21 protein-coding genes and 1 riboswitch are annotated in these 26,759 nt (G+C 72.2%); of the genes, 11 read left to right on the top strand and 10 right to left on the bottom strand.

Annotated features, from left to right (window positions below):
* Positions 1-100 precede the first annotated feature (100 nt).
* Positions 101-301 carry a DUF1674 domain-containing protein gene (locus ACFSC0_RS08390; RefSeq protein ID WP_377284094.1) on the bottom strand — a complete coding sequence of 67 codons (201 nt, stop codon included), beginning with the start codon at positions 299-301 and terminating at the stop codon, positions 101-103.
* A gap of 99 nt (positions 302-400) precedes the next feature.
* Here ACFSC0_RS08390 and ACFSC0_RS08385 point away from each other — a divergent pair, with 99 nt between their 5' ends.
* From ACFSC0_RS08385 to purH, 5 genes are all read left to right on the top strand, one after another.
* Positions 401-781 (top strand): hypothetical protein, encoded by a 381-nt coding sequence (locus tag ACFSC0_RS08385; protein ID WP_377284048.1) that lies wholly within the window; start codon positions 401-403, stop codon positions 779-781.
* A gap of 126 nt (positions 782-907) precedes the next feature.
* Positions 908-2,248 carry an RsmB/NOP family class I SAM-dependent RNA methyltransferase gene (locus tag ACFSC0_RS08380; protein ID WP_377355127.1) on the top strand — a complete coding sequence of 447 codons (1,341 nt, stop codon included), beginning with the start codon at positions 908-910 and terminating at the stop codon, positions 2,246-2,248.
* A gap of 9 nt (positions 2,249-2,257) precedes the next feature.
* The gene (rpe, locus tag ACFSC0_RS08375) at positions 2,258-2,923 is read left to right on the top strand and encodes a ribulose-phosphate 3-epimerase (RefSeq protein WP_377284050.1); all 666 of its coding nucleotides are present in this window, start codon (positions 2,258-2,260) and stop codon (positions 2,921-2,923) included.
* Between the two features lie 2 nt (positions 2,924-2,925).
* On the top strand, positions 2,926-4,668 hold the full coding sequence (locus ACFSC0_RS08370) for a heparinase II/III family protein (protein ID WP_377284051.1): 1,743 nt from the start codon (positions 2,926-2,928) through the stop codon (positions 4,666-4,668).
* A 181-nt stretch (positions 4,669-4,849) separates the two neighbouring features.
* Positions 4,850-4,930, top strand: a riboswitch (ZMP/ZTP riboswitch).
* 24 nt (positions 4,931-4,954) lie between these two features.
* On the top strand, positions 4,955-6,568 hold the full coding sequence (purH, locus tag ACFSC0_RS08365; RefSeq protein WP_377284052.1) for a bifunctional phosphoribosylaminoimidazolecarboxamide formyltransferase/IMP cyclohydrolase: 1,614 nt from the start codon (positions 4,955-4,957) through the stop codon (positions 6,566-6,568).
* Positions 6,569-6,707: 139 nt separating this feature from the next.
* Here the strand turns inward: purH and ACFSC0_RS08360 are convergent, their stop codons facing one another.
* The 3 genes from ACFSC0_RS08360 to ACFSC0_RS08350 all read right to left on the bottom strand — a co-directional run bounded on the left by ACFSC0_RS08360 (position 6,708) and on the right by ACFSC0_RS08350 (position 13,541).
* On the bottom strand, positions 6,708-7,424 hold the full coding sequence (locus tag ACFSC0_RS08360) for a sialate O-acetylesterase (RefSeq protein ID WP_377284053.1): 717 nt from the start codon (positions 7,422-7,424) through the stop codon (positions 6,708-6,710).
* On the bottom strand, positions 7,421-12,250 hold the full coding sequence (locus ACFSC0_RS08355; RefSeq protein WP_377284054.1) for an NAD-glutamate dehydrogenase: 4,830 nt from the start codon (positions 12,248-12,250) through the stop codon (positions 7,421-7,423). Before ACFSC0_RS08355 ends, ACFSC0_RS08360 begins: the two co-directional genes overlap by 4 nt.
* A 169-nt stretch (positions 12,251-12,419) precedes the next feature.
* Complete coding sequence (locus ACFSC0_RS08350) at positions 12,420-13,541, bottom strand: AI-2E family transporter (RefSeq protein WP_377355126.1); 1,122 nt, start codon at positions 13,539-13,541, stop codon at positions 12,420-12,422.
* 151 nt (positions 13,542-13,692) lie between these two features.
* Between ACFSC0_RS08350 and ACFSC0_RS08345 the strand changes: the two genes are divergently transcribed.
* Complete coding sequence (locus ACFSC0_RS08345) at positions 13,693-15,174, top strand: helicase HerA-like domain-containing protein (protein WP_377284055.1); 1,482 nt, start codon at positions 13,693-13,695, stop codon at positions 15,172-15,174.
* A gap of 118 nt (positions 15,175-15,292) precedes the next feature.
* Here ACFSC0_RS08345 and ACFSC0_RS08340 read toward each other — a convergent pair whose 3' ends face one another.
* Positions 15,293-16,075, bottom strand: coding sequence for an SDR family NAD(P)-dependent oxidoreductase (locus ACFSC0_RS08340; RefSeq protein WP_377284056.1), 783 nt, complete (start codon positions 16,073-16,075; stop codon positions 15,293-15,295).
* A 59-nt stretch (positions 16,076-16,134) separates the two neighbouring features.
* On the opposite strand from ACFSC0_RS08340, the gene ACFSC0_RS08335 reads away from it, so the two are divergent.
* Positions 16,135-16,560: a YkvA family protein gene (locus tag ACFSC0_RS08335; protein ID WP_377284057.1), complete on the top strand. Its 426-nt coding sequence runs from the start codon at positions 16,135-16,137 to the stop codon at positions 16,558-16,560.
* A gap of 26 nt (positions 16,561-16,586) precedes the next feature.
* Here the strand turns inward: ACFSC0_RS08335 and ACFSC0_RS08330 are convergent, their stop codons facing one another.
* The 3 genes from ACFSC0_RS08330 to ACFSC0_RS08320 form a co-directional block, all read right to left on the bottom strand.
* Positions 16,587-17,447, bottom strand: coding sequence for a DMT family transporter (locus tag ACFSC0_RS08330; protein ID WP_377284096.1), 861 nt, complete (start codon positions 17,445-17,447; stop codon positions 16,587-16,589).
* Positions 17,448-17,503: 56 nt separating this feature from the next.
* A complete protein-coding gene (locus ACFSC0_RS08325) occupies positions 17,504-18,361 on the bottom strand; it encodes an SDR family NAD(P)-dependent oxidoreductase (RefSeq protein ID WP_377284058.1) in 858 nt (285 codons plus the stop codon).
* A 91-nt stretch (positions 18,362-18,452) separates the two neighbouring features.
* Positions 18,453-19,454, bottom strand: coding sequence for an NADPH:quinone oxidoreductase family protein (locus tag ACFSC0_RS08320; protein ID WP_377284059.1), 1,002 nt, complete (start codon positions 19,452-19,454; stop codon positions 18,453-18,455).
* 336 nt (positions 19,455-19,790) lie between these two features.
* Here ACFSC0_RS08320 and otsA point away from each other — a divergent pair, with 336 nt between their 5' ends.
* Positions 19,791-21,197 carry an alpha,alpha-trehalose-phosphate synthase (UDP-forming) gene (gene otsA / locus ACFSC0_RS08315; RefSeq protein ID WP_377284060.1) on the top strand — a complete coding sequence of 469 codons (1,407 nt, stop codon included), beginning with the start codon at positions 19,791-19,793 and terminating at the stop codon, positions 21,195-21,197.
* 3 nt (positions 21,198-21,200) lie between these two features.
* Here otsA and ACFSC0_RS08310 read toward each other — a convergent pair whose 3' ends face one another.
* Positions 21,201-22,418: an alpha/beta hydrolase gene (locus ACFSC0_RS08310; protein WP_377284061.1), complete on the bottom strand. Its 1,218-nt coding sequence runs from the start codon at positions 22,416-22,418 to the stop codon at positions 21,201-21,203.
* Between the two features lie 127 nt (positions 22,419-22,545).
* On the opposite strand from ACFSC0_RS08310, the gene rlmN reads away from it, so the two are divergent.
* Genes rlmN through ACFSC0_RS08295 form a run of 3 tightly spaced genes read left to right on the top strand, consistent with a single transcriptional unit; the run spans position 22,546 to position 25,019 of the window.
* Positions 22,546-23,709: a dual-specificity RNA methyltransferase RlmN gene (rlmN, locus tag ACFSC0_RS08305; RefSeq protein WP_377284062.1), complete on the top strand. Its 1,164-nt coding sequence runs from the start codon at positions 22,546-22,548 to the stop codon at positions 23,707-23,709.
* Positions 23,710-23,765: 56 nt separating this feature from the next.
* Positions 23,766-24,185, top strand: a complete 420-nt coding sequence (locus ACFSC0_RS08300) for a DUF350 domain-containing protein (protein ID WP_377284063.1) — start codon at positions 23,766-23,768, stop codon at positions 24,183-24,185.
* A gap of 6 nt (positions 24,186-24,191) precedes the next feature.
* Positions 24,192-25,019, top strand: a complete 828-nt coding sequence (locus ACFSC0_RS08295; protein WP_377284064.1) for a S1 family peptidase — start codon at positions 24,192-24,194, stop codon at positions 25,017-25,019.
* 13 nt (positions 25,020-25,032) lie between these two features.
* Here ACFSC0_RS08295 and ACFSC0_RS08290 read toward each other — a convergent pair whose 3' ends face one another.
* Positions 25,033-26,757 (bottom strand): AmpG family muropeptide MFS transporter, encoded by a 1,725-nt coding sequence (locus ACFSC0_RS08290; protein ID WP_377284065.1) that lies wholly within the window; start codon positions 26,755-26,757, stop codon positions 25,033-25,035.
* Positions 26,758-26,759 lie beyond the last annotated feature (2 nt).

The raw sequence follows: 26,759 nt of genomic DNA, 5'->3' as shown, positions 1-26,759 counted from the left end.
CGCCGTCGGCGGCAAGCGTCACCGTAATGTGATGCTGCACTGCAACAAGCGCGACCATGCTGCATCCTATGCTGCGCAGCATGAACCGCAGCACAACGGCCTAGAAGTCGACGGCGATTCCCTTGCGCTCCCAGTCGCCGAAGCGGGTCGGCTCGGGCCCTTTGGGCCCGCCCAACTCGGCGGCGCGGGCGGCGGCCTCTTCCTCGGCCCGGCGGCGCTCGGCGGCCTCCTCCAGGGCGCGGCGGGCGGCCGGCGTCAGCGGCTTGCCGGGCGCGGCGTTGAGAGGCGTCTGCTCGTCCATGGCCCTGACATAGGCAAAGACGCCGCGCCGCGCCAGCATTGTGCGCGCTCGCGAACCCTGGTTACGTGACCGGCGTCACATCGACCGGGGGAGACTTCTATGCCGCGCGTTTCACTGGCCTTTTTCACCGCCGCCACGTTGTGCGGCATGGCCGGGATGGTCTGGGGCGCCATGATGGGCGCGAGCGAGGACTTCAGCCTCTCGCCGGCCCACGCCCACCTGAACCTGGTCGGTTGGGCGACGTTGGCCCTGATGGGGATCTTCTACGCCCTGGCCCGGTCCGGCGGGCGGCTCGCCTGGGCCAACTTCGCACTGTCCGCCGGCGGCGTGGCGGTCATGGTCCCCTCCCTCGCCCTCTACCTGCAGGGCAGCAAGCCGGCCGCTACAGGCCTGCAGATCGGCACCGTCCTGGTGATCCTGGGCATGCTGGTCTTCCTGGTGACGGTGCTGTCCCGCTGGACGAAGCCCGCGGCGGCCTGACGCCCTCACGTCATGGCCGGCTTCACGCCGGCCGCCCCTCCTGATGGCCAGGACCGGCCGCGACGGGCCGGATCGCCGGGACCGTCCGGCGATGACGGAGCGAGATAGCGGGCGCCATCTTCGCCCTTGCGCCGGCGCGCCCGACAGGGCACGCCGCCGCGGGTGAAATCCGATCCCCAGCTGGCGGCCAGATCCGCCGCCCTCGACCTGCTCGAGGCCGCCCTCGCCCGCCGCGCCGGCCTCGACGAAGCGCTCGGCGGCCCCGCCATGAACAAGCTGTCGCCGCGCGACCGCGCCTTCGCCCGGGCCGTGGCCATGGCGGCGCTGCGCCATCTCGGCCCCATCGACAAGGCGCTGGCCGGCAAGCTGACCCGCCCGCCGCCGGACCCCGTCCGCAACATCCTTCGCCTCGGCGCCGCCCAGGCCTTCTGGCTCGAGGTGCCGGCGTTCGCCGCGGTCGCCACCAGCGTCGAGCTCGCCGCCGCCCGCAAGGGCACGCGCGCCTTCAAGGGGCTGGTCAACGCCGTGCTGCGCGGCCTGCTGCGGGACGGCCCGCCGGCCGCGACGCCTGAGGACCTGGCGCCGCCGTGGCTGTTCGCCCGCTGGCGCGCCGCCTATGGCGAGGCGGGCGCCAGGGCCATCGCCGAACTGATCGCCCAGGAGCCGGCCACCGACCTGTCGCTGAAGTCGCCCGCCGACGCCGACCGCCTCGCGCCCGAACTGGAGGCCGAGCCCCTGCCCGGCGGCTCGCTGCGCACCGCCCGGCGCGGCGACCTGGCCGAATGGCCGGGCTTCGACGAGGGCGCCTGGTGGGTGCAGGACGCCTCGGCGGCGATCCCCGCGCGCCTGCTGGACGTGCGCCCGGGCGAGAGCGCCCTCGACCTCTGCGCCGCCCCGGGCGGCAAGACGTTGCAGCTGGCCGCCGCCGGCGCGCAGGTGACGGCGGTGGACCGCTCCGCCCCGCGGCTGAAGCGGCTCTCCGAGAACCTCGCCCGCACGCGCCTTGCGGCGGAGGTCGTCGTCGCCGACGCGGGCGAGTGGACCGATGCGCGCGCCTTCGACGCCGTGCTGCTCGACGCCCCCTGCACCTCCACCGGCACCTTCCGCCGCCACCCGGACGTGCTCTGGGCCGCCCGGCCGGGCGAGATCGCCAGCCTGGCCGCCGTCCAGATGCGGCTGCTGGCCGCGGCCGCCGACCGGGTGAAGCCCGGCGGCCGGCTGGTCTACTGCGTCTGCTCGCTCGAGCCCGAGGAAGGCGAGGCCCAGCTGGCGCGCTTCCTCGCCGCCCGGCCCGACTTCGCCCTCACCCCCGTCGCGGCGGGCGAAGGGGGCGCGCCGGAGGAGGGCGTTCGCCCGGACGGCGCCTTGCGGATCCTGCCCCACCACCTGCCCGGCGGCTGCGACGGATTCTTCGTCGCGCGCCTGACGCGTTCCGCCGCCTTGCCCGTTTCGGGCGGCGCGGGCTAAGTCCTCGCCATGGCCACAAATTCGCCCATCATCGCGCCGTCGATTCTGGCTTCGGACTTCGCGCGCCTGGGCGAAGAGGCGAAGGCGGTCGAGGCGGCCGGCGCCGACTGGCTGCACGTGGACGTCATGGACGGCCACTTCGTGCCCAACATCACCATCGGCCCGGACGTGGTGAAGGCCCTGCGCCCGCACGTGAAGATCCCGTTCGACGTGCACCTGATGATCGCCCCGGTGGATCCCTACCTGGAGGCGTTCCGCAATGCGGGGGCCGACATCCTGAGCGTCCACCCTGAGGCCGGTCCGCACCTGTCGCGGACGCTGCAGCGGATCCGCGAGCTGGGGGCCAAGGCCGGCGTGGTGTTCAACCCCTCGACCCCGCCGCAAGCGATCGAGCACGTCATGGACCAGGTCGACCTGGTGCTGGTGATGAGCGTCAACCCCGGCTTCGGCGGCCAGAGCTTCATGTCCTCGCAGCTGAAGAAGATCGAGACGCTGCGGCGGATGATCGACGAGACCGGCCGGGACATCATCCTGGAGGTGGACGGCGGCGTGACCGCCCAGACCGCGCCCCAGTGCATCGCCGCCGGCGCGACGGCGCTGGTCGCCGGAACCGCCGTGTTCCGCGGCGGGCCGGCCGCCTACGCCGACAACATCCGCGCGCTCAAAGGCGGCTGACGGTGGCCGGCGCCTCCAGCTCCGCGCCCGCCCTGGCCCGCGCGCCCGGCCGCATCACCCTGGAGGCCATCGCCCAGCTGGTCCGCAGCCAGGCCCAACGCGAGTGGGCCGGGACGCCCCTGCACGAATGGCGCATCGGCAAGCCCAAGCCCTCCGGCTTCGCCGCCCGTCCGAAGGACCTGCGCCCGCCCCGGCCCGAGAACGGCCGGCGGATCCTGGCCGGCGAGTTCGCCTTCGCCGGCTCGCGGCTCGAGGTCGGCCCCGGCGGCGATCCCTGGGACCGGCCCAGCCCCAGCCGCCGCTTCGCCATCGCCCTGCACCGTTTCGACTGGCTGCGCGACCTGATGGCCCTGGGCGAGGAGGGCGAGGCCGAGGCCCTGCGGCTGACGCTGGAGTGGCGGCGGCTGTTCGGCCGCTGGAACGCCTTCTCCTGGAGCGCCGAGGTGCTGGAGCGGCGGGTCTACAACCTGGCCTGCGCCGCCCGCGCCCTGACCGACCGCGCCTCCGAGGCCGAGACGCTGGGCCTGGCCCAGGATCTCGCCCGTCAGGCCCGCCACCTGCTGGCCTCCCCCGACGGCCCGGCCCGCGCCGCCGAGCGGGCGATCGCCGTCGCCCTGGCCGGGACCGCGCTCGCCGACGAAGCGGGCCTGCGGCTGATCGACAAGGCGCTCGGCAAGCTCGCCCGCGCCCTGCCGGTCACCGTCCAGCCGGACGGCGGCCACGCCAGCCGCTCGCCGCAGGCGGCGCTGGAGCTGCTGTTCGACCTCACCTGCCTCGACGAGGCGCTGGTGCAGCGCGGCGTCGCCGCCCCCGACGAGATGATGCGGGCCATCGACCGGCTGGCCGGCGCCGTCCGCTTCTTCACCCTGGCCGACGGCTCGCTGCCCTCTCTGCAGGGCGGCGAGGCGCTGCGGCCCGGCTACGTCGCCGCCGCCCGCGCCAGCGACGAGGCGGCCCGGCCGATCCCGCCCGCGCGCAACGGCTATCAGCGGCTGGAGGGCCGCTCGCTACAGGTGCTCGCCGACGGCGCGGCGCCGGCCGAGGGTCCGTGGAGCACAGCCGCATGCGCCCAGCCGCTGGCCGTCGAGGTGCTGGCCAGGGGGCAGCGGCTGATCGTCGGCTCCGGCTGGACGCCCGACGCCCTGGCGCCCGCCCAGGTGCGCCTCGCCGACGGCGCATCCACCGCCACCCTCGGGGACGGCGCCTGCGGCAAGCCGCTCGAGGGCCTCGCCGCCCAGATCCTCGGCCCGCGCCTCGTCGCCGACTACCGCAGCGTGGAGGTCGAGCGGCACGACGGCGAGACCGCCGTCTGGCTGGAGATGGAGCACGACGGCTGGGCCGGCCCCTACGGCCTGCGCCACCAGCGGCGCCTCTACCTGGACATGGGCGCGGACGAGCTGCGCGGCGAGGACCGCTTCAGCCCCGCCGTCGCCGCCGAGGAGGGCTCGGAGGCGTCCCGGCGGTTCATCCCCTTCATGGTCCGCTTCCACCTGCACCCGGAGGTCCGCGCCTCGGTCGCCCTCGACCGCAAGAGCGTGCTGCTGCGCCCGCCCGGCGACGAGACCGGCTGGTGGCTGCGCAACGACGCCATCGAGGTCGTCATCGAGCCCAGCGTCTACTACCAGGACGGCCAGCCGCGCCGCTCCAACCAGGTCGTCCTGCGCGGCCAGGCCCGCCAGTCCGCCGGCGCCCGCATCCGCTGGAAACTCGCCGCCGCCGAAGCCTGGCCGCCGCACAGGACGTGAAGACCTCTCCCTCCGCTTGCGGAGGGAGAGGGTTGGGAGAGGGAGGCCCGGCGCTGCGGCCGCACGAGCGCCGGAGGTTCGTCGACTACCGTCTCCTCACCCCCTCACCCTACCCTCTCCCCGCTGGGCGGGGAGAGGTCTAAGGGCGCATTGACTCCCCCCGGGCCGCGCGTATTTTCCGCGCCATCCGCGTGACTGGCGATGAAGGTGGGCGACCACCGGGGAGCGCGGAGAGACTTCGCCGCTCGCCTGGGCATTTTCCTCGAAACACGAAGGAGATCGCCCCGTGCCCGCCGCCCCCGACTTCCCGCAAGCTCCCGACCGCGTCGTTCCCAAGCGCGCGCTGCTGTCCGTGTCCGACAAGACCGGCCTGATCGAGGCCGCCCGCACCCTGGCGGGCCTGGGCGTCGAGCTGGTCTCCACCGGCGGCACTCGCACCGCGATCGCCAATGCCGGCCTGGCGGTGAAGGACATCTCCGAGCTGACCGGCTTTCCGGAGATGATGGACGGGCGGGTGAAGACGCTGCACCCGATCGTGCACGGCGGCCTTCTGGGCGTGCGCGACGCGCCCGAGCACGCCAAGGCCATGGCCGAGCACGGCATCGGCGGCATCGATATCGTCTACGTCAACCTCTACCCCTTCGAGCAGACGGTCGCCTCGGGCGCCGGCTACGAGACCTGCATCGAGAACATCGACATCGGCGGGCCGGCGATGATCCGCTCGGCGGCCAAGAACCACGGCTATGTGGCGGTCTGCACCGAGCTCGCCGACCTGGAGGAGGTGCTGGCCGAGCTGAAGGAAGGCGGCGCGACCACGCTTTCGCTGCGCAAGACGCTGGCGGCCCGCGCCTACGCCCGCACGGCCGCCTACGATGCGGCCATCTCGAGCTGGTTCGCGGGCGCCCTGGGCGAGACGGCGCCTGGCCGCCGCGCCTTCGCGGGCGAGCTCGTCCAGACCATGCGCTACGGCGAGAACCCGCACCAGGCGGCGGCCTTCTACCGCGAGGCCAACCCGCGCACGGGCCTGGCCACCGCCCGCCAGCTGCAGGGCAAGGAGCTCTCCTACAACAACATCGCCGACACCGACGCGGCCCTGGAGCTGGTCTCCGAGTTCGATCCCGCCGCGGGCGCGGCCGTGGCGATCATCAAGCACGCCAATCCCTGCGGCGTCGCCCTGGGGAGCGACCTCTCCGACGCCTACAGGCGCGCCCTGCAGTGCGACCCGGTCTCGGCGTTCGGCGGCATCGTGGCGGTGAACCGGCGGCTGGACGCGGCGGCGGCCCGGGAGATCGTCAAGATCTTCACCGAGGTGGTGGTCTGCCCCGAGGCCGACGAGGACGCCATCGCCGTCTTCGCCAAGAAGAAGGACCTGCGCCTCCTGATCACCGGCGGCCTGCCGAACCCGCGCGAGGCGGGCGTGCTCTTCAAGCAGGTCTCCGGCGGCTTCCTGGTGCAGGGGCGCGATACGGCCCACATCACCCCCGCCGACCTGAAGATCGTCACCAAGCGCCAGCCCACCGAAGCCGAGGTGCGGGACATGCTGTTCGCCTTCACCGTCGCCAAGCACGTGAAGTCCAACGCCATCGTCTACGCCCGCGACGGCCAGACCGCCGGCATCGGGGCCGGGCAGATGAACCGCAAGGACAGCGCCCGCATCGCCGCGATCCGCGCCGCCGAGGCCGCCGAGCAGGCGGGCCTGCCCGAGAGCCTGGCCAAGGGCTCGGCCTGCGCCTCCGACGCCTTCTTCCCCTTCGCGGACGGGCTGCTGCAGGCGGTCGAGGCCGGCGCCACCGCCGTCATCCAGCCCGGGGGCTCGATCCGCGACCAGGAGGTCATCGACGCGGCCGACCAGGCGGGGATCGCCATGGCCTTCACCGGCGTGCGGGTGTTCAGGCACTGAGGCAAAGACCTCTCCCTCCGTGTACGGAGGGAGAGGGTTGGGTGAGGGAGGCCGCCGCCGCGGGCTGTCGCGGACGCTGGAGGCCCAGGCGCGTCCCCCCTCACCCTACCCTCTCCCCCCGCTGGGCGGGGGGAGAGGTCTACCGTTTCGCCCCCCGCCCCTTCCAGGCCTCGTAGAACGCCGCGCCGAGCTGGACCTGGCCGGCGGCGCTGAAGTGGGCCCCGTCGGGCTGCATGGGAATGTGGTCGGTGCTGAAGGCGCCGAGCCGGGTCTGGGCGGCGCGGACGGGGCCGTTCGAATCCCACTCGTCGGCGATGCGGGCGACGACGAGGCTCGGGCCGGCGATCCACCAGTCGGAGCGCATCCGGGCGAAGAGGGCGGTGAGCGCCCGCTCATGCGCGGCGGCCTTGGCGGGCGGGACGACATCGCTCTCGCCGCCGATCCAGAGGATCACCACCCGGTCGAGGTCGGCCAGCCGGGCCTTGGCGGCCTGCACCTCGGCGGTCGCGACGTCGAACTGCTCGCCGCGGGAGGCGGGCGACCAGTCCCAGGCCCTGGCGTCCTTCACCACCCCCGTCGAGCCCTTGGCGACCTTGACGAGATAGAGCCGCTCGCCGGGGTGGTCGGCGCGCCAGCGGCGGACGAACTCCACCTCCGGGCCCCACGCGGTGGGGGTGTTGGGCCCGCCGGTGTTCACGCCCGGCGCAAAGGTCTGGAAGCGGCCGTCGCGCCAGATCCGCACGTTGGGGTCGGCCCGCGCGGTCGGCGGCAGGTCGGCGGGCCCCAGCTTGTGCCCGACCGCATTGGATTGGCCGGCCAGGATCACCAGCGTCGAGAGGGCGGCGGCCGCGCTCATCGCCGGCGGGCGAGGCCCCGGGCCTTCGGCGCCCCGCTGGCCAGCTCGCGCAGGGCGGCGTGGGCGATGGTCAGCTTGGCGAAGGTCCAGCCGCCGCCCGCCGCCTCGATCTCGGCCAGGGTCCGCTGGGCGGCCTCGGCGACCGGGCCGCGGCTGGCGCACCAGGCTTCGGCCGCGACCTGGGCGGCGCCCGCGCTCTCGCCCGCCGCCGGGCGGCCGGCGAAGGCCATCACCTCGCCTGCCACGGCGGCCTGCGAGGCGAGCAGATCCTCGAGCAGCCGGCGCACGGCGGTCCGCTCGAAGGGATCGCCGGCCGCATGCTCGCCCGCCGCCGCGCGCACCCGGTCGAAGCCGAACAGGGCGCCCACCCCGTGGTAGGCGCGGGCGGCGTTGGCCAGCGGCCAACGGGAGGCGGCGGCCAGGTCCACCAGGTCCGCCGCCGTGGTCAGGGCGCGGGTCAGGGCGATGGTCTGCGCCAGGCCGGCCGGCGCCCCGGCCGCCGTCAGCCGGTCGGCCGCGGCCAGCACGCCGGCCCGCTCGTGCGGCGAGAGCACCTCCGGCATCAGCTGGCGCAGGGCCCGCACCGGGGCGGCGTAGCGCGCGACCAGGTCCTTGATGCTCGCCCCGCGCCGGGCCGCCCGCCGGGCCAGCCAGAAGGTCTGGCCGCGCAGCGCCGCGGCCAGCTCGCGGAACAGGGCCAGCTGGGCGCCGGAGGAGACCGCCCCGTCCAGCGCGGCCGTCTCGGCCCACAGGCCGTCGAGGTCCAGCACCGCCCGGGCCGCCTGGTGGCCGCGGATGAAGGCGTCGACGTCCGCGCCCGCGCCGGCCATCAGCCGCGAGGCGAAGGTGGGCCCGCAGCGGTTGACCACGTCGTTGGCCAGCACGGTGGCGATGATCTCCCGGCGCAGCCGGTGCCGGCGCAGCTGCTGGCGGTAGCGGCGCAGCGGCTTGGGGAAATAGTGCTCGAGCACCTGCTCGAACTCCGGCTCCGAAAGCGCCCCGCAGGCGGCCAGGCTGCGGGACAGCTCCAGCTTCCCGTAGGCGAGCAGCACCGCCAGCTCCGGCCGGGTCAGCCCCTTGCCCGCACGCTGCAGCTCCTGGACCGCGAAGGCGTCGGGCAGGCCCTCGAGGGCGCGGTCGAGCCGGCCCTGCGCCTCCAGTTCGGCCATGAAGCGGGCGTGCGGCCCGAGCTCGCCGGCCGAATCCAGCTCCAGAAGCGAGAGCGCGAGGGTCTGGTCGTAGTTGTGCTGCAGCACATGCTGCGCCAGCTCGTCCGTCATGCTGCGCAGCAAACGGTCCCGCGCCCGGCGCTTCAGGACCCCGGTCCGCTCCAGCACGCCGGTGAGGATCTTGATGTTCACCTCGTGGTCGGAGGAGTCGACGCCGCCGGAGTTGTGGATGGCGTCGGTGTCGATCCGCCCGCCCGCGCGGGCGAACTCCACCCGGGCGGCCTGGGTGAAGCCGAGGTTGGCGCCCTCCCCGACCACCAGGCAGCGCAGGTCGGCGCCGTTCACCCGGATGGCGTCGTTGGCCTTGTCGCCGACGTCGGCATGGCTCTCGAAGGCGGCCTTCACGTAGGTGCCGATGCCGCCGAGGTAGAGCAGCTCGGCAGGGGCCTTGAGGATGGCGCGCATCAGCTCGTCCGGCGCCAGCGCCTCGGCCTCGACGCCCAGCAGCGCGCGCACCTCCTTCGAGAGCGGGATCGACTTCTGGCTGCGGGGGAAGACGCCGCCGCCGGCCGAGATGGCGCCCCGGTCGTAGTCGTCCCAGGAGGAGCGCGGCAGGGCGAACAAGCGCTCGCGCTCGGCGTAGGACGTCGCCGGGTCCGGATCGGGATCGAGGAAGATGTGGCGATGGTCGAAGGCCGCCAGCAGCCGCGTCTGCCGCGACAGCAGCATGCCGTTGCCGAACACGTCGCCAGACATGTCGCCGACGCCGATGACCGTGAAGGGCTCGGACTGGATGTCCTTGCCGAGTTCTCGGAAGTGGCGCTTGACCGCCTCCCAGGCGCCGCGGGCGGTGATGCCCATGGCCTTGTGGTCGTAGCCGGCCGAGCCGCCGGAGGCGAAGGCGTCGCCCAGCCAGAAGCCGCGTTCCTCGGCGATCCCGTTGGCGATGTCGGAGAAGGTCGCCGTGCCCTTGTCGGCGGCGACCACCAGGTAGGGATCGTCCCCGTCGTGGACCACGGCGCCCGGCGGATGGACCACCTCGCCCCGGGGCGTGAGGTTGTCGGTCAGGTCCAGAAGGCCGTTCAGGAAGGTCTTGTAGGCCCGGACCCCCTCGGCCCGCACCGCGTCGGGCGCGCCGCCCTTGGGCAGCTGCTTGGGGAAGAAGCCGCCCTTCGAGCCGACCGGCACGATGACCGCATTCTTCACCTGCTGGGCCTTGGCCAGGCCCAGGACCTCGGTGCGGAAATCATCGCGCCGGTCGCTCCAGCGCAGGCCGCCGCGGGCCACCGGGCCGAACCGCAGGTGGACGCCCTCGACGTGGGTCGCCCAGACGAAGATCTCCCGGTAGGGCTTGGGCGCCGGCAGATCGGCGAGCTCGCCGCTGGCCACCTTGAAGCTGATGTAGGGCTTGGGCCGGCCGGCCTCGTCCAGCTGGTAGAAGTTGGTCCGCTGGATGGCCCCGACCAGCAGCGCCAGCCGGCGCAGCACCCGGTCGTCGTCCAGGCTCGGCACCCGCTGCAGCGCCGCCTCGATCTCGGCCATCACCGCCCGGGCCTGTTCGCGCCGCACCTGCGGCTCGGCGCGGATCGCCGGGTCGAAGCGGGTGCGGAACAGGTCGAGGATCAGCCGGGTGACGCCGGGATGCTCGGACAGCGCTCGGGCCTGCACCGGCTCGGTGGGATCGAGGCCCGATTGCTGCCGGTAGCGGGCCAGCGCCCGCACCAGCGCCGCCTCGCGCCAGGAGATGGAGAGCTCCAGCACCAGGCGGTTGAAGCCGTCGTTCTCGGTCTCGCCGGTCCAGACGGCGACGAAGGCCTCCTCGAAGGCGGCCTTCACCTCGGCGAAGACGAGATGCTCGCCACGTTCGTCGTCCAGCTCGAACTCGTGGACCCAGACGGGCTCGCGCCCGGCCAGGGTCACCGGATGGCCGGCCTCGAACATCGCCTTCAGGCCCATGTGTTCGAGGATCGGCAGCACGTCGGCCAGCGGCGCCGGCGCGCCTGGGCGGTAGAGCTTGAAGCGCAGTTGGGTCGCGGTGTCGGTCGGCTGGCGGAAGGCGCGGACCTTGACCGGCGCCTCGCCCATAGACCCGATCACCGCCAGGTCGGCCAGCGCCTCGACCGCGTCGTAGCGCTCGCGGTAGCCGGCCGGAAAGGCGCCCTCGCAGCGGGCCAGGGTGTCGGCGACCTGCTCGGTGGGCCAGTCGGCGGTGCGCACGGCCGCCTCGAAGCGGTCCTCCCAGGTGCGGGCGATCTCCGCGATCTGGCGTTCCAGCTCGGCCAGGTCCGGCCGGCGCCGCACGTCGGGCGAGAAGCCGAGGATGAAGTGGACGCGGGCCAGCGCCCCTTCCGAGAAGTTCGGGTAGTAGGCCGACACCCGGCCGGAATAGGCCTGCGCCAGCAACTCGCCGGCCCGTTCCCGGACGCTGGAGTTGTAGCGGTCGCGGGGCACGTAGAGCAGCAGCGAGGCGAAGCGCTCGAACGGGTCGCGCCGTTCGAACAGACGCACGCGGGGCCGGTCGGCCAGGTGCAGCACGCCCTCGGCGATGCGCAGCAGCTCGTCCTCCGAACTCTGGAAGAGCTCGTCGCGCGGGTGGTTCTCCAGGATGTTGCGCAGCCGGTTGCCGGAGTGGCTGCCGGGCGCCTTGCCGGCCCGCTTCAGCACCCGGGCGACCTTGGCCCTGACCAGGGGCACCTCGGCGGCGGGCTTGTCGTAGGCCTCGGCGGTGAACAGGCCCACGAAGCGGATCTCGCCGAACGGCTGACCGGCCTCGTCCCAGCGCTTGACGGCCACATAGTCCATGTAGGCGCGGCGATGGACGCGGCTGCGCAGGTTGGCCTTGGCGACGGTCACGGCGGGGTCGGCGAGGCGGCGCTTGAGGCTCGCGGCCAGCACCGCCGGCTCGCTCGAGCGGCGCAGGACCACTCGGTCGGGGTCGCGCAGCACGCCGAGGCTGGCGGCGGGGTCGAACCTCGGCTGCTCGGGCGCGAAGCTCCCGTCCCTGTCCCGGGGATATTCGTAGACCCGGGCGCCCAGGAAGACGAAGTGCTGGGCGTGCAGCCACCGCAGGAAGGCGAGCTCCTCCTCCCGCGCGGCGTTGGCCGGGCCGATGGTCTCGCGCGCGCGGATGGTCTCGTCCATCAGCGCCAGCATCGCGGGGAAGTCGGCGACGGCGGATCGCACGTCGGCCAGGGTCTGGCGCAGGCCGGCCACCAGGCGCGCCTCGCGGTCGGCGCCGACCTGCTCGAGCACCACCTGGATCATCGAGCGGCGGGGCCCCTTGGGCATGTCGACCACCGGGTGGAACATGGCCCGCACGGCGATCCCCTGCTCGGCCACCTCGCCCATCACGCTGTCGACCAGGAAGGGGCTGTCGGGCTGGACGATCTCCAGGCGCTCGAGGCCGGGCGCGCCGGAGATCGGCGCCAGGCGGATCAGCGGCTCGCCGGGCAGGCGGCCGGATCCGAAGCGCCAGAAGTCGGCCAGGGTCTCGGCCAAGACGGCGGGAGAGAGTTCGGGGAGCTCTTCGGGGACCGCGTCTTCGGACGCCTGGGCGATGAAGGCCTCGGCGGCCGCGTCCGCGCCGGCCCTGGCGCGGAAGGCGGCGAGCAGGTCCTGGTGAAATTGGGCCGATACGCGGCCCTTGCGCGCGCTCATGGGCGGCACCGCCGAACTCCACTCAACAGAACGCCGCCGGCGGAGAGTGACCGGCGGCGCCTGTCACCGCCGCGGGGGGGACGGCGGGACGCTGGGTGCTCGTTGCGCCCCTTGCGGGACGCGGGGTCGGGAGGGTGTCCCGTCCAATCCATAGATAGGAAGCCTGCGCTCACGTTGAAGACCCCGCCTTGGATTTCGCCTTGGCCGTATCCTCACTGCGGTCGGCCGGCAGCTTCTCGCCCGGGGCGGCGTGCGGATCGCGGTCGCGCAGCTTCTCGGGCTCGCCGTCCTCCGACAGCAGCACGGCGATCCAGCGGGTGCCGCTGAACTGGGCCAGGATGACCATCGCCATCACCGTCAGCGGGGTCGACAGGAACATGCCGGGCAGTCCCCAGAGGGCGCCCCAGAAGGCCAGCGACAGCAGCACCGCCACCGGGTCCATGTTCAGGCTGCGGCCCTGCATCCGCGGCTGGATGATGTTGCCGACCACGAACTGGATGCCCTGCAGCGCGGCCAGCAGGATGATGGCCCGCCAGTAGTTGTCGAACTCCACCAGCCCGAACACCGGCGGCAGCAGGATGCCGACGATCCCCCCGACGATCGGGATGTAGGAGGCGATGAAGATCAGGAAGGCCCAGAACGCAGCGTGGTCGAGCCCGGCGATGGCCATGGCGATCCAGGAGCCGACGCCGATCATGATCCCGGTGACCGTCTGCACCCACAGGTACTGCTCGACGCCGTCGCGGATGCGCAGGAAGGCCTCGACCGCTTCCTGCCGCTCCTCGCGCTCAGGGAACAGGCCGACGATCTTGCGCTCCCAGCCACGCCGCGAGGCCAGCAGGAAGCCCAGGTAGATCAGCACGAAGACCGCGTCCGAGGCGAAGCCCTGCAGCCGGCCGGCGAGGTCCCGGACGAAGGCGGTCACGTTGAGCTGCTGGAAGAGCTGGCTGACGGTGGGCGGCACCTCGACGCCGACCATCGCCGCCGCCTGCGCCAGGAGCTGGTTGAGCCTGGGCGTATAGTCCACGAGCTGCAGCGCGAAGCTGGCGGCGTTGTTGGCGATGAACAGCACCGCGCTGATGAAGGCCAGCAGCGCAATGACCAGCGCGGCCGGCAGCGAGGCCTTCTTCGGCAGCCACGGCCAGTGCTTGCGGATCAGCCGCACCAGGCCGTCGATCAGCACCGCCAGGAAGAGCGCCAGCGCCAGCGGCGTGAAGATCTCCCGCAGCCAGTAGAGCACGGCCCCGCAGGCGACCACGGCCAGGATCACCAAGGCCGTCTTCGACACCACGGCGGGCGGAACGGACGGCGGCGCGGATCGGGCGGGCGGCATGGTCGCGGGACTGTCGTTTGGCCCGCTCGGCGCGTCAATCCGGCCCGGACGCTGGCGCGCGGCGCGGCTGCGCTTTAGCTTCGGGCCCTGAGCAGTGTGAGGACGTCATATGACCGACAACGGGGTGCTGATCGGCCAGGCGGAGGCGCCGCAGGTCCTCAGGCTAGACCGCGCGAACCGCCACGGCCTGGTGGCCGGAGCCACCGGCACGGGCAAGACCGTCACCCTGCAGATCCTGGCGCAGGGGCTGTCGGATGCGGGCGTGCCGGTGTTCGCCGCGGACGTGAAGGGCGACCTGTCCGGCATCTCCCAGCCCGGGCAGCCGAACGAGAAGTTCCTCAAGCGCGCCGCCGGCATGGGGCTGGAGCTGCGCCCGGAAGCGGCCCCGACCATCTTCTGGGACCTGTTCGGCGAGCAGGGCCACCCGGTGCGCGCTTCGGTCTCCGAGATGGGGCCGCTGCTGCTCTCGCGCATGCTGGAGCTCAACGAGGTGCAGGAGGGCGTGCTCAGCGTCGTCTTCCGCGCCGCCGACGACGAGGGCCTGCTGCTGCTGGACCTGAAGGACCTGCAGGCGGCCCTGACCTGGACGGCGGAGAACGCGGCCACCATCGGCCAGCAGTACGGCAACGTCTCCAAGGCCACGGTCGCCACCATCCAGCGCAAGCTGCTGGTGCTGGAGGACCAGGGCGGCGCCCGGCTGTTCGGCGAGCCGACCCTGATGCTTTCGGACCTGATGCGCACCGACGGCGCGGGCCGCGGCTACGTCAGCGTGCTGGCGGCCGACAAGCTGATCAATTCGCCCAGGCTCTACGCGACCTTCCTGCTGTGGCTGCTCTCGGAGCTGTTCGAGGAGCTGCCGGAGGTGGGCGATCCGGACAAGCCCCGCCTCGCCTTCTTCTTCGACGAGGCGCACCTGTTGTTCCGCGACGCGCCCAAGCCGCTGCTGGAGAAGGTCGAGCAGGTGGTGCGGCTGATCCGCTCCAAGGGCGTCGGCGTCTACTTCGTCACCCAGAACCCGGCCGACATCCCGGAGACGGTGCTGGGCCAGCTCGGCAACCGCATCCAGCACGCCCTGCGGGCTTATACTCCGGTGGAGCAGAAGGGCCTGCGGGCGGCCGCAGCCTCGTTCCGCGAGAACCCGGCCTTCGACACCGCCGGGACGATCCAGGCGCTGGGCGTCGGCGAGGCGCTGGTCTCGGTGCTCGACGAGAAGGGCGCGCCCACGATGGTCGCTCGGACCCTGGTGCGGCCGCCGAGCTCGCGCCTGGGCCCAGTGACGCCGCCCGAACGCGCCGCGACCATGGCGGCCAGCCCGCTGCGCGGGACCTACGACCGGGCCATGGACCGCGAATCCGCCTTCGAGATGCTGAAGGCCCGCGCCGAGGCCGCCCAGGCCAAGGTCGAGGCCCCGCCGCCCCGCTCCGCCCGCGAACGCGAACCGGAGTACGAACGCGAACGCGCGCCCCGCGCCCGGACCCGCACCCGCGAGGGCGCCGGCGAAGCCTTCGCCAAGTCCCTGATGCGCGCCGTCGGCAGCCAGATCGGCCGCGAGATCATGCGCGGGGTGCTGGGCGGGCTCAGGCGGCGGTAGTCGAGCGCAAGCGCCACAACACCACCGTCATCCCGGCCGAAGAGCCGGGACCCAGGGTCTTGCGCGGCGCGCTGGGTCCCGGATCGGCGCCTCGCGCCGTCCGGGATGACGAGATGGACTACCGCGGCGGCATCCGGATGGCGCCGTCGAGGCGGACGTGTTCGCCGTTGAAATAGCCGTTGCGGCACATCTCCAGCGCCAGCGAGGCGTACTCTTCCGGCAGGCCGAGGCGCTTCGGGAAGGGCACCGAGGCGGCCAGGGCGGCCTTCACGTTCTCCGGCGCGGCGTTCATCAGCGGGGTGTTGAAGATGCCCGGCAGGATGGTGTTCACCCGCACGCCGTCGTTCATCAGGTCGCGGGCGATCGGCAGGGTCATGCCGACCACGCCGCCCTTGGAGGCCGAATAGGCCGCCTGGCCCACCTGGCCGTCGACCGCCGCCACCGAGGCGGTATTGACGATCACCCCGCGCTCGCCGCCCTCCAGGGGCTCGAGGCTCAGCATGCCGGCCGCCGACTTGGCGATGCAGCGGAAGGTGCCGATCAGGTTGATCTGGATGATGGTCTCGAAGATCTGCATCGGGTGAGCCTTGATCTCCCCCGTGGTCTTGTCGCGGCTGGCGGTCTTGGCGGCGAAGCCGGTGCCGGCGCAGTTGATCAGGATGCGCTCCTGGCCGTGGGCCTCGCGGGCCTTGGCGAAGGCGGCGTCGACCTCTTCTTCCTTGGTGACGTTGACCTTGCAGAAGACGCCGCCCACCTCTTTGGCGACGGCTTCGCCCTTCTGCTCGTTCATGTCGAAGATGGCGACCTTCACCCCGTGCGCGGCCAGCGCGCGGACAGTGGCTTCACCGAGGCCGGAGGCTCCGCCGGTGACGATCGCGGCGACGGATCCGTTGAGTTCCATGGACGCCCTGCTCCCGATTGCGTTTAGATAAAGAAGAGGAGGCGGCAAGGCTTAGCCCCATGAGCACCGGTTCAAAAGCGTCACCCGACGTCAAGGCGGCCGATTTCGACCCGCGCCGGCCGATCGATCCATCGCGGGCGCTGGTCCCGGCCGTGGTGCAGGTCAACGAACAGCGGGTGCGGCAGGGCTTCTGGCCGAAACTGCGCAAGGTGGCGACCAAGATCCCGTTCGCCTCGGACCTGGTCAGCGTCTGGTACTGCGCGCGCGATCCGGAGACGCCCACGCCCGCCAAGGGGATGATGCTGGCCGCGCTGGCCTATTTCGTCCTGCCGGCCGACGCCATTCCCGACGTCCTGGCGATGATCGGCTACACCGACGATGCGGCGGTGATCGCCACCCTGCTGGCGCTGGTCGGCTCCAACGTGAAGGTCCGCCACCGCCTGGCCGCCAAGGCCTTCCTGGAACGGATGGCGCGGGAGCCCTGATCCCGCTCATCCGGGCGGAGCTTAGATCAGCTCTCGTCCCCCAGCCGCTTGGCCGCCTGGGCCAGGCGGTGCTCGCGCCAGGTGATGAACAGGGTCGAGGCCACCACGATGGCGGCGCCGACCAGGGTCCAGACGCCGGGGACGTCGTGGAACAGCACGAAGCCGATGGCGGCGGCGAACACCAGGCGGATGTAATCGATTGGGGCCATGGCGGCCGCGTCGCCGATGCTCATGCCCTTGATGTAGCAGCCCTGGGTGATGGTCCCGATCACCCCCATGGCGCAGAGCAGGACCAGGTCCATGGGCGCAGGCCAGCGCCAGACGAACAGCGCCCCCGGCAGGGCGAAGACCACGCCCAGCGTCGCCGACCAGACCAGCAGCACCATGGGCGAGTGGTCGCGGGTCATCACCTTCATGCCGGTGATGGTCAGGGCGAACAGGAACGACGCGGCGAGCATCGCCAGCGCCGGCAGGCCCACCGCGAACTCGCCCCCGGCGCCCGGCCGGATCATCACCAGCACCCCGAGGAAGCCGACCACCGCGGCGGCGATCCGCATCGGCCCCACCGTCTCGCGCACCACGAAGGCGGCGAGCGGCACCATCCAGAGCGTGCGCGTGAACGACAGCGCGTTGGCGTCGGCCAGCGGCATCTTCTGGAAGGCGTAGAAGGACAGGATCATCCCCAGCGTCCCCGCGCTGGCCCGGAAGATCAGGATCCCCGGCCGGGTGGTGGCGAAGGCCGCCCCGCGCCGCTGGAGGATGATCGGCAGCAGGACGATGAAGCCCGCCACCTGCCGGTAGAAGGTCTGCAGCGCGGCCGGATAGTCGTCGCCCAGGTACTTGATGAGCGTCGTCATCACCGTGAACCCGAGCGCCGAGGCCACCATCCACAGCGCGCCGTGGAGGTTGGGCGTCAGCCGGCCGGCGCCCGGCGCGTCGGCGCTCACGAGCCCTGCTGGGGCGTCTGGTCCAGGCCCAGCATCATGGCGAAGGGCGAGGTGGCGTTGGGGTCCCAGGCGTGGCGGCTGCCCACGGTGATGCCGCCGTCGACGACGATGTGCGTGCCCGAGACGAAGGCGCCGGCGTCGGAGGCCAGGTACAGCGCCGCCTCGGCGATATCCGACGGCAGGCCGGCCTTGGGAATCGGCTGCACCGTGCCGCCCATCTCGGCCACCCGGGCGGCCATCTGGTCGGCGACCTCGCGCGGGAGCCCCATGGAGGCGCCGAAGATCGAGGTGGCGATCAGCCCGGGGCAGATGGCGTTGACGCGGATCTTCTGCGGCGAGAGCTGGGCGGCGGCGACCTTGCTCATGTGCAGCACCGCGGCCTTGGCCGAGGAATAGGCGATCGGGCCCCAGCCGGCCTGCATGCCGGCGATGGAGGCGGTGTTGATGATGGCGCCGCCGCCGCGCTCCAGCATCAGCGGGACGGCGTGCTTCATGCCCAGCGCCGGGCCGCGCACCAGCACCGAATAAATCCAGTCCCAGCGCTCGGCCTCGATCTCGACGATCTGGCGCATGCCGTCGCTGATGCCGGCGTTGTTGAACAGGATGTCGAGACCGCCGAACTCGCTTTTGGCCAGGGCCATGGCGGCGGCGATCTGGGCCTCGTCGGTGACGTCGCAGCGGGCGTAGCGGACGGCCTGGCCGAACCGCTGCTCCAGGGCGCGGCCCTTCTCGTCCTGGATGTCGGCGGCGACGACCCTGCAGCCCTCGGCGACGAACAGCTCCACCGTGCCCAGGCCGATGCCCGAGGCCGCGCCGGTGATGACCGCGACCTTCCCGTCCAGACGTCCCGCCATCCGCCGTCCTCCCGCTTCTCGATTGTGGGAGCGCGTCCCGACCGCAGGACGCGCTCCAGGTTACCGGCGTTCAGTAACGGGCGACGGGGCCTCAGTCGATAGTCACCACCACCTTGCCCATGGCCTTGCGGCTGGCCAGGTGGGTGATGGCGTCGGCCGCCTTCTCCAGCGGGAACTTCTCGGACACGTGCGGCCGGATCTTGCCCTGGCTGTAGAGCTCCAGCAGCTCCTCCACGTCGGCGCGGTAGTTGGCCGGCTCGTTGTTGGTGAAGGCGCCCCAGAAGACGCCTACGATGTCCGCGCCCTTCAGCAGCGGCAGGTTCAGCGGCAGGCGCGGGATGTCGCCGGCGGCGAAGCCGATGACCAGGTAGCGGCCTTCCCAGGCGATCGAGCGGAACGCCGGCTCGGCGTAGTCGCCGCCGACGGCGTCGTAGATCACGTCCGCGCCCTTGGGGCCGCAGGCGTTCTTGAACAGCTCGGACAGCTGCTTCTGGCCGTCGCGGTCGAAGGGGCCGCGGCCGTAGACCACGCCGTCGTCGGCGCCGTGCTTCTTGGCCAGGTCGACCTTCTCCTGCGTCGAGCAGGCGGCGATCACCCGCGCGCCCATGGCCTTGCCGAGTTCGACGGCCGCCAGGCCGACGCCGCCGGCCGCGCCCAGCACCAGCAGGGTGTGGCCGGGCTTCAGGTGGCCGCGCCGCTTCAGGGCGTAGTGCGAGGTGCCGTAGGTCATGATGAAGGCGGCCGCCTCGTCCCAGGGCATCTTCTCGGGGATGTTGATCAGCTTGGCGGCCGGCAGGGCGATCTCCTCGGCCATGCCGCCCCAGCCGGTGTTGCCCAGCACCCGGTCGCCGACCTTGACGTTGGTCACGCCCTCGCCGACGGCGGTGACGATCCCGGCCACCTCGCCGCCCGGCGAGAACGGCCGCTGCGGCTTGAACTGGTACTTGTCCTCGATGATCAGCACGTCGGGGAAGTTGACGCCGCAGGCCTTGACGTCGATCACCGCGTGGCCGGGCTTGGCCTCGGGCGAGGGCAGCTCGCCCAGCTCCAGGGTCTCCGGACCGCCGATCTGCTTGCTCAGCAACGCCTTCATTCGCGCCTCTCCGCCTTCGGTTTCGCTTTGGCCGCGGACGCTAGCCCAGGCCGGAGCGTGGCGGAAGGCCGGTTTCGAACAATCGTTTGACGCCGCCGGGCGCGGCCGCGCGCCCCCGGTCAGGAACCGGTGAAGCTGCTCAAATAGATCCGGCAGCAACTCGGATCGGCCGCCGGGTGTCGACGCAGCGAGCGGCTCACGATGAAGTGTAGCGGATGGAGCGTCCGTTGGTAGACAGGCCGGGAATTCCTATCTAGCGCCTTTCGAAGGCGCACGGGCGGTCCAGATTTCGCCACGCTGCGGGATGGAAACTCTAAGACTAACCTTTGAGGTCCTGTGTCCCGACTTATCGTCATCTCCAATCGTGTGAATCCCCCCGCCGAAGCCGGCCAGGGCAGCGCCGGGGGCCTCGCCATGGCGCTGGCCGCCGCCTTGCGTGAATCCTCGGGCGTCTGGTTCGGCTGGAGCGGCGAGACGACGGAACTCTTCACCGGCCAGCTGTCGGTGCGGCGCATCGGCGGGGTGACCGTCGCGCTGATCGACCTCGAGGACCAGGACCGGCAGGAGTACTACAACGGCTACGCCAACAAGACGCTGTGGCCGCTGTTCCACTACCGGATGGACCTGGCCGCCTACGAGCGCTCATTCAGCGCCGGCTACGAGCGGGTCAACGAGCGGTTCGCCCAGACCGTCCTGCCGCTGATCGAGCCGGACGACATCATCTGGGTGCAGGACTACCACCTGCTGATGCTGGCCCGGGAGCTGCGCAAGCGGGGCGTGAAGAACCGCATCGGCTTCTTCCTGCACATCCCCTGGCCCGCCCGGCGGGTGTTCACCACCCTGCCCGGCCACGCCGAACTGGCCGAGGCCCTGTTCCACTACGACCTGCTGGGCTTCCAGACGGAGGACCACCGGGACGCCTTCAGCGACTACGCGGTGCACAGCGCCGGCGGCGTGCTGCACGAGGGCGGCGTGGTGGAGGCGTTCGGCCGCAAGGTGCGGATCGGCGCCTTCCCGATCGGCATCGACACGCCCGAGTTCGTCGCCGCGGTCCAGAGCGAGCCCGCGCGCGAGCATTTCACCCGCATGCGCGACAGCCTGGCGGGCCGCAGGATGATCCTGGGCGTCGACCGGCTGGACTATTCCAAGGGCCTGGAGGAGCGGTTCCTGGCCTATGAACAGTTCCTGGCCGACAACCCGGACCAGCACGAGAAGCTGTTCCTGCTGCAGATCGCCACCTCCACCCGCGGCGAGGTGGAGGCCTACCAGGACATACGCGCCAAGCTGGACACCGTCTCCGGCCGCATCAACGGCGAGTTCGCCAGCGTCGACTGGGTGCCGATCCGCTACGTCAACCGGGCCTACCGCCGGGACGAGCTGGCCGGCGTCTACCGGGCCGCGCACATCGGCCTGGTGACCCCGCTGCGCGACGGCATGAACCTGGTGGCCAAGGAGTATGTCGCCGCCCAGGATCCCGCCGATCCCGGCGTGCTGATCCTCTCCGAATTCGCCGGCGCCGCCGAGCAGATGAAGGAGGCGCTGATCGTCAACCCGTTCAGCCGCGAGGACGTGGCCGAGGCGATCAAGCGGGGGCTGGCCATGCCGCGCGAGGAGCGGCTGCGCCGCTGGGAGAGCCTGATGCACGGGGTCGCCACCCAGGACGTCGCCGCCTGGCGCGACAGCTTCGTCGAGGCGCTCACCGGCGCGCCGGCGGAGGCGCCGACGCTGCAGCCGGTGGGATGAGCCTCAGCGCCGGGGCGTCTCGGCGCAGTTCCCCTCTATCCCCTCGCCGGCGAACGCGCGGCGCACGAACGGCGTGGAGTCCTGGCGCGAGCCGTTGACGGCGCCAGAATGGTCGAGCTCCGGATAGAGCCGCCACTCGATCCGGGCGCCGGCGGCGCAGGCGTCGCGCACCAGGGCTTCCTGCATCGGCTGGGGCACGTCCTCGTCCTTGCCGCCGGTGCCCATGAAGACCGGATGGTCGATCTTCAGCGTCGGATAGCCCATCAGGCCGTAGGCCCGCGTCAGCAAGTCGGTCGGGTCGCTGCGGAAGGTGGAGTTGAAGGTCAGCTTCTCGGCGGCGGTCCGCTCGAAGATGGCGTTGATGCACTCCGAGGCGCCCGCCTCCGTCACCCGCAGGCCCGCGTCGGTGAGCAGGTCCTCGAAACGGACGGACGGGTCCATCTGCCTGACCAGGTAGAGCATCAGCAGGGTGTAACCGAGCGTCGGGGCGAACTCGTCCTTCGGCCGGGCGGCCAGCAGGCGGGCCTGCACCTCGGGCGAGAAGTAGGGCGTGCCGGTCGCCACCGTGCCGCGGACGTCGAGCTCGGGCGCGTAGGTCTTCGCGTAGCCGGCCGTGGCGAAGGCCGCCCCGCCGCCCTGCGACTGGCCGATCAGCACCACCTTCTTCGAGACGCCCAGCTTCTCGCCCTGCACCGCGCGGATGCTGTCGAGGACGCTGTAGGCCGCCGGGCGCGTGGCCAGGTAGGGATGGCCGCCCGGCACGCCCAGGCCCTGGTAGTCGGAGGCCACCACCGCATAGCCCTGGTCCAGCCAGTGGTTGAGGTAGGTGACGTCGCGCTGGCTGCGGCCGGCCCAGGACGGGGCGCAGACGTCGGCGACGCCGACGGTGCCGTGCGCCCACGCCAGCAGCGGCCAGCCGCCGGCCGGCGGTTCGCCCTTCGGCAGGAACAGGGCGCCGGAGACATAGGTGCGGCCCTGGCCGTCCAGCCCGTCCGTCGTGGTGTGCAGGATGCGCAGGGCGCGCCCGGCGCTGGCCAGCGTCAGCTTCTCCGGCAGGGGCTCGGTGCGCAGCATGGCGCCCGGCCGGTCCGTCAGGGGCTCGTTCCAGAGGTAGAAGTCCGACACCCCGCCGTCGCCCTGCTTCGGATCGGGCGTCGCGGCGCCGGCGGGCGCTGCGAAGACGGCCAGGGCGGCCAGGGCCGCCGGAACGCTGCGGAACATGTCGATTTCCTTCGAAGCTCGAGCCGCCACGTTGCCACGCTTGACCCTGGGAGCGTCAAACCGCCCCGCGCAATTGGCGCTTAAGGCCCTTGGCCCCTATATTCGCCGGCCGCAGCCGAGACGATCCGTGACCATCACCCTCGACCTTTCCCACGCGCCCGCCGCCGCGCCGGCGCCGGCCAAGCCGAACCTGACGGGGCTGACCCGCCAGGGTCTGGCGGCCGCCCTGGTCGACGCCGGGGTCGTACGGCCGGACAAGGCGCGGATGCGCGCCTCGCAGATCTGGCGCTGGATCCACCACTACGGCGTCACCGACTTTTCCGCGATGACCGACGTCGCCAAGGAGACCCGCGCCGCGCTGGCCGAGGCCTTCACCCTGGCGCGGCCCGAGGTGGTGGAACGGCAGGTGTCCAAGGACGGCACCCGCAAGTGGCTGATCCGGATGGCCCCCGGCATCGAGGTGGAAACGGTCTACATCCCCGATGTCGGCCGGGCCGGCGCGCTGTGCGTCTCCAGCCAGGTCGGCTGCACGCTCAACTGCACCTTCTGCCACACCGGCACCCAGCCCTTGGTGCGCAACCTGACGGCGGCCGAGATCGTCGCCCAGGTGCAGGTGGCCCGCGACGACCTTTCCGAATGGCCCTCGCCCAAGGAGGACCGGCGGCTCTCCAACGTCGTCTTCATGGGCATGGGCGAGCCGCTCTACAATCTCGACAACGTCGCCGACGCCATCGACATCATCGCCGACAACGAGGGCATCGCCATCTCCCGGCGGCGGATCACCGTCTCCACCTCCGGCGTGGTCCCGCAGCTGAAGGCGCTGGGCGAGCGCACCCAGGCCATGCTGGCCATCTCGCTGCACGCCACCAACGACGAGCTGCGCGAGAAGCTGGTGCCGCTGAACAGGAAGTACCCGATCGCCGAGCTGATGGCCGAGATCCGGGCCTTCCCGGGCCTGTCCAACGCCAAGCGGGTGACCTTCGAGTACGTGATGCTGAAGGGCGTCAACGACAGCCCCGCCGAGGCCAAAGCGCTGGTCAAGCTGATGCAGGGCATCCCGGCCAAGATCAACCTGATCCCCTTCAACCCCTGGCCGGGCAGCCCCTACGAGTGCTCGGACTGGAAGACCATCGAGGCGTTCGCGGCGATCCTGAACCGCGCCGGCTACGCCTCGCCGATCCGCACGCCCAGGGGCCGCGACATCCTCGCCGCCTGCGGCCAGCTGAAGAGCGAGAGCGAGAAGCTGCGCGCCAGCGCCCGCAGGGCCGCGCAACGGGCGGCGGCGGAGTAGCCCCCGCGTCGCTGCGCCCCCTAGCGGCGGCGCGCCTTCGCGGGTAACTCCGCTATATGCCCAGCTCGCCCGAGATCCAGGCCTTCGCGCAAGGATTCCCGCTCACCCTGCTGCACGCAGGCGTGACCCTGGCCCTGCTGTTCCTGGGAGCGACCCTCTACGTCCTGCTCACGCCGCACCGGGAGATCGCCCTGATCCGCGAGGGCAACGCGGCCGCGGCCGTCTCTCTCGGCGGCGTGCTGCTGGGGCTGGCCATGCCGCTGGCGGTCTCGCTGCAGGCTTCGACCTCGCTGGTGGAGATCGGCATCTGGGGCGTCTCGACCGTCGTCGTGCAGCTGCTGGTGTTCCGGCTGATCGACTTCATCCTGCACGGCCTGCCCCAGCGGATCGGCGAGGGCGAGATGTCGGCCGCCGCCATGCTGGTGGGCGCCAAGCTCGCCACGGCCCTGATCCTGGCCGCCGCCGTCTCCGGCTGACCTGAGATGAAGTTCCCCAAGCTCCCCGACTGGCTGGTCTACTCCGCCGCGGTGGGCGCGCTGCTGATCGCCGCCGTCGGTCGGCAGGAGCGGACCGACGCGCCCGAGGCGCCGCCGCCCTTCCCGGAGGAGGAGGGCGCGCCGCTGGGACCTGCGACGCCGTTCGACCCCTCGGTGCTCGTCGAGGTGCCCGCCCAGGCCCAGCCGGGCGTCGGCACCGCCTTCTCGATCTCCGACGACGGCGTCTGGCTGACCGCCCGCCACGTGGTGGACGGTTGCGCCACCACCGCCATCGTGGTCGGCGAGGGCCGGGGCGTGGCGGCCAAGGTGCATGTCGATCCGCGCAGCGAGGCGGCGATCCTGATCACCGAGGGCGGGGCGCCGGCCCTGCCGCTGGGCCTGGACCAGCCGCTGCGCCGCGGCGAGCGGGCCTTCCATCCCGGCTTCCCGCAGGGCCAGCCGGGCGAGGCGACCTCGCGCCTCATCGGCCGCGAGACGCTGGTCGTGCGAGGAAGAGGCGCGCGGACCGAGCCGGTGCTGGCCTGGACCGAGACCGGGCGCACGGACAACCTGACCGGCACGCTCGCCGGCCTCTCCGGCGCGCCGGCGCTGGACGCCGAGGGGCGGGTGATCGGGGTGACCGTCGCCGAGGCGCCGCGGCGGGGCCGCATCTACACCACCGCGCCCGAGACGGTCCGCGCCACGCTCGCCACCATCGAGGCGCCGCCCGAGGCCGCGCCGCTTCCCGAGCCGATCACGCCTGACAACTACGGCCGCACCGCCGACGCCCTGCGCCGCAACCTGCGCGTCGCGCAGGTGATGTGCCTGGCCTGAGGCGGGCGCGCGCTCAGCTCGCCGGCGCGGGGACGGGCGCGGGCTCGGTCCTCGCCTTCCCCTGCCGGGCGGCGACCATGAAGGCCAGCACGATCCCCACGATCCCGATCAGCGTCGAATAGCCGAAGAAGGCGAGGTAGCCCGCGCCCAGGGCGTGAGGGGTCACGCCCGACTTCTCCATCGCCTGGGCGTAGGCGTCGGGCGGGGTTCGGGCGAAGAGGCCGGTCAGGCCCGCGAAGAGGCCGCCGCCGTCGGCGCTGGCCGCCGCGCCCTCGACGATCCGGCCCGACTGCGAGGCGACCAGCTTGCCCGGCAGGGCGTAGAGCGAGGAGAACAGGGCGTACTGGGTGGCGGTGAAGCCCGCCGAGGTGAGGCTGGACATGTAGGCGATCAGGCAGGTGCCGGAGAGGCCCGAGGCCACGTTGTCGATGCCGATGGCGATGAACAGCGCCGGCAGGCTCGAGCCCTGCAGCGCCAGCCAGGCGAAGACCAGGTTGCTCAAGGGCCCCGCGAAGGCGCCGATCACCAGCGCCCGCAGAAGCCCGAGGCGGGCGACGGCGAATCCGCCCAGGCCCACGCCCAGCACCGACATGATCACCCCGAACACCTTCCGCACCTCGGCGATCTCGGTCTTGGAGTAGCCGAGGTCGGCGTAGAACGGGTTCATGATGTTCAGCACGAAGTCCGGCAGCCGGTAGAGGCAGATCATGGCCAGGATCAGCGCGGCGACGCCCTTGTAGCGGGCGAAGAAGTCGCGCAGCGGGTCGCCGAGCGCGGCGAACAGGTAGACGCCGGGCCGCGTCCGCACCCCCGGCAACGGCGAGGCCGCCAGGGCGATGATCACCAGACCGACCAGCACCGCCGCCAGCTGGAAGAAGACGCCCTGCGGCTTCATCTCCCAGGCGGAGAGGATGGCCTCGCCCGCCCCCGGCAGCCCTATCGCGCGAAGCCCGGCCGCGAGCAGGGAGGCGTCCGCCGCCAGGCCGGAGCCCAGCACCAGCGCCGCAAGGGCGAACAGGGCCAGCCGCGCCAGCCATTCGGGGATCTCGCGGGCCGGCCGCGAGGGCAGGCCCTCGGCGTGGATCGGACGGATCAGGTGGTCCTTCTCCTTGGGCGCGGCCAGGGCGCCGCCGACGCCGACCAGCATCAGGGCGGCCATCACCCCGTAGGAGATGTTCCAGTTGAAGGCGTCGGCCAGCAGCAGCGGCGCCGCGCCGGCGGTGATCATCGCGATCCGGTAGCCCCACTGGTAGGCGGCCGCCATGGCGCCCTGCTTCTCGGTGGAGGCGGCCTCGATCCGCCAGGCGTCGATGACGATGTCCTGGGTCGCGGCGGTGAAGCCGACGAACACCGCGAAGGCCGCCATCAGTCCCAGGCTGGCGGCCGGGTTGGTCCCGGAGATCAGCCACAGGCCGAGCATCACCAGCCCCTGGGTGACGATCATCCACGAGCGGCGGTGGCCCAGCCACTTGTTCAGCACCGGCACGCGGGTGCGGTCGATCAGCGGGGCCCAGAGGAACTTCAGCGAGTAGGCCAGCGTCGCCAGGCTGAAGATGGCGATCACCTTCAGCGACAGGCCCGCGTCCCGCAGCCAGAGCGACAGGGTGTCGAAGATCAAGAGGTTCGGCAGGCCCGAGGCGAACCCCAGCGCCAGCATGACCAGGCTGCGGCGCTCCAGGTAGACGGCCAGGGCGCCGAGGGTGCTGGTCTTCTGTTCGGGCGTGGCTTCGGCGGTCATCG

This window comes from Phenylobacterium terrae (assembly GCF_042681205.1).
GTDB lineage: Bacteria > Pseudomonadota > Alphaproteobacteria > Caulobacterales > Caulobacteraceae > Phenylobacterium > Phenylobacterium terrae.
This window is presented reverse-complemented; position numbering and strand designations above follow the sequence as displayed.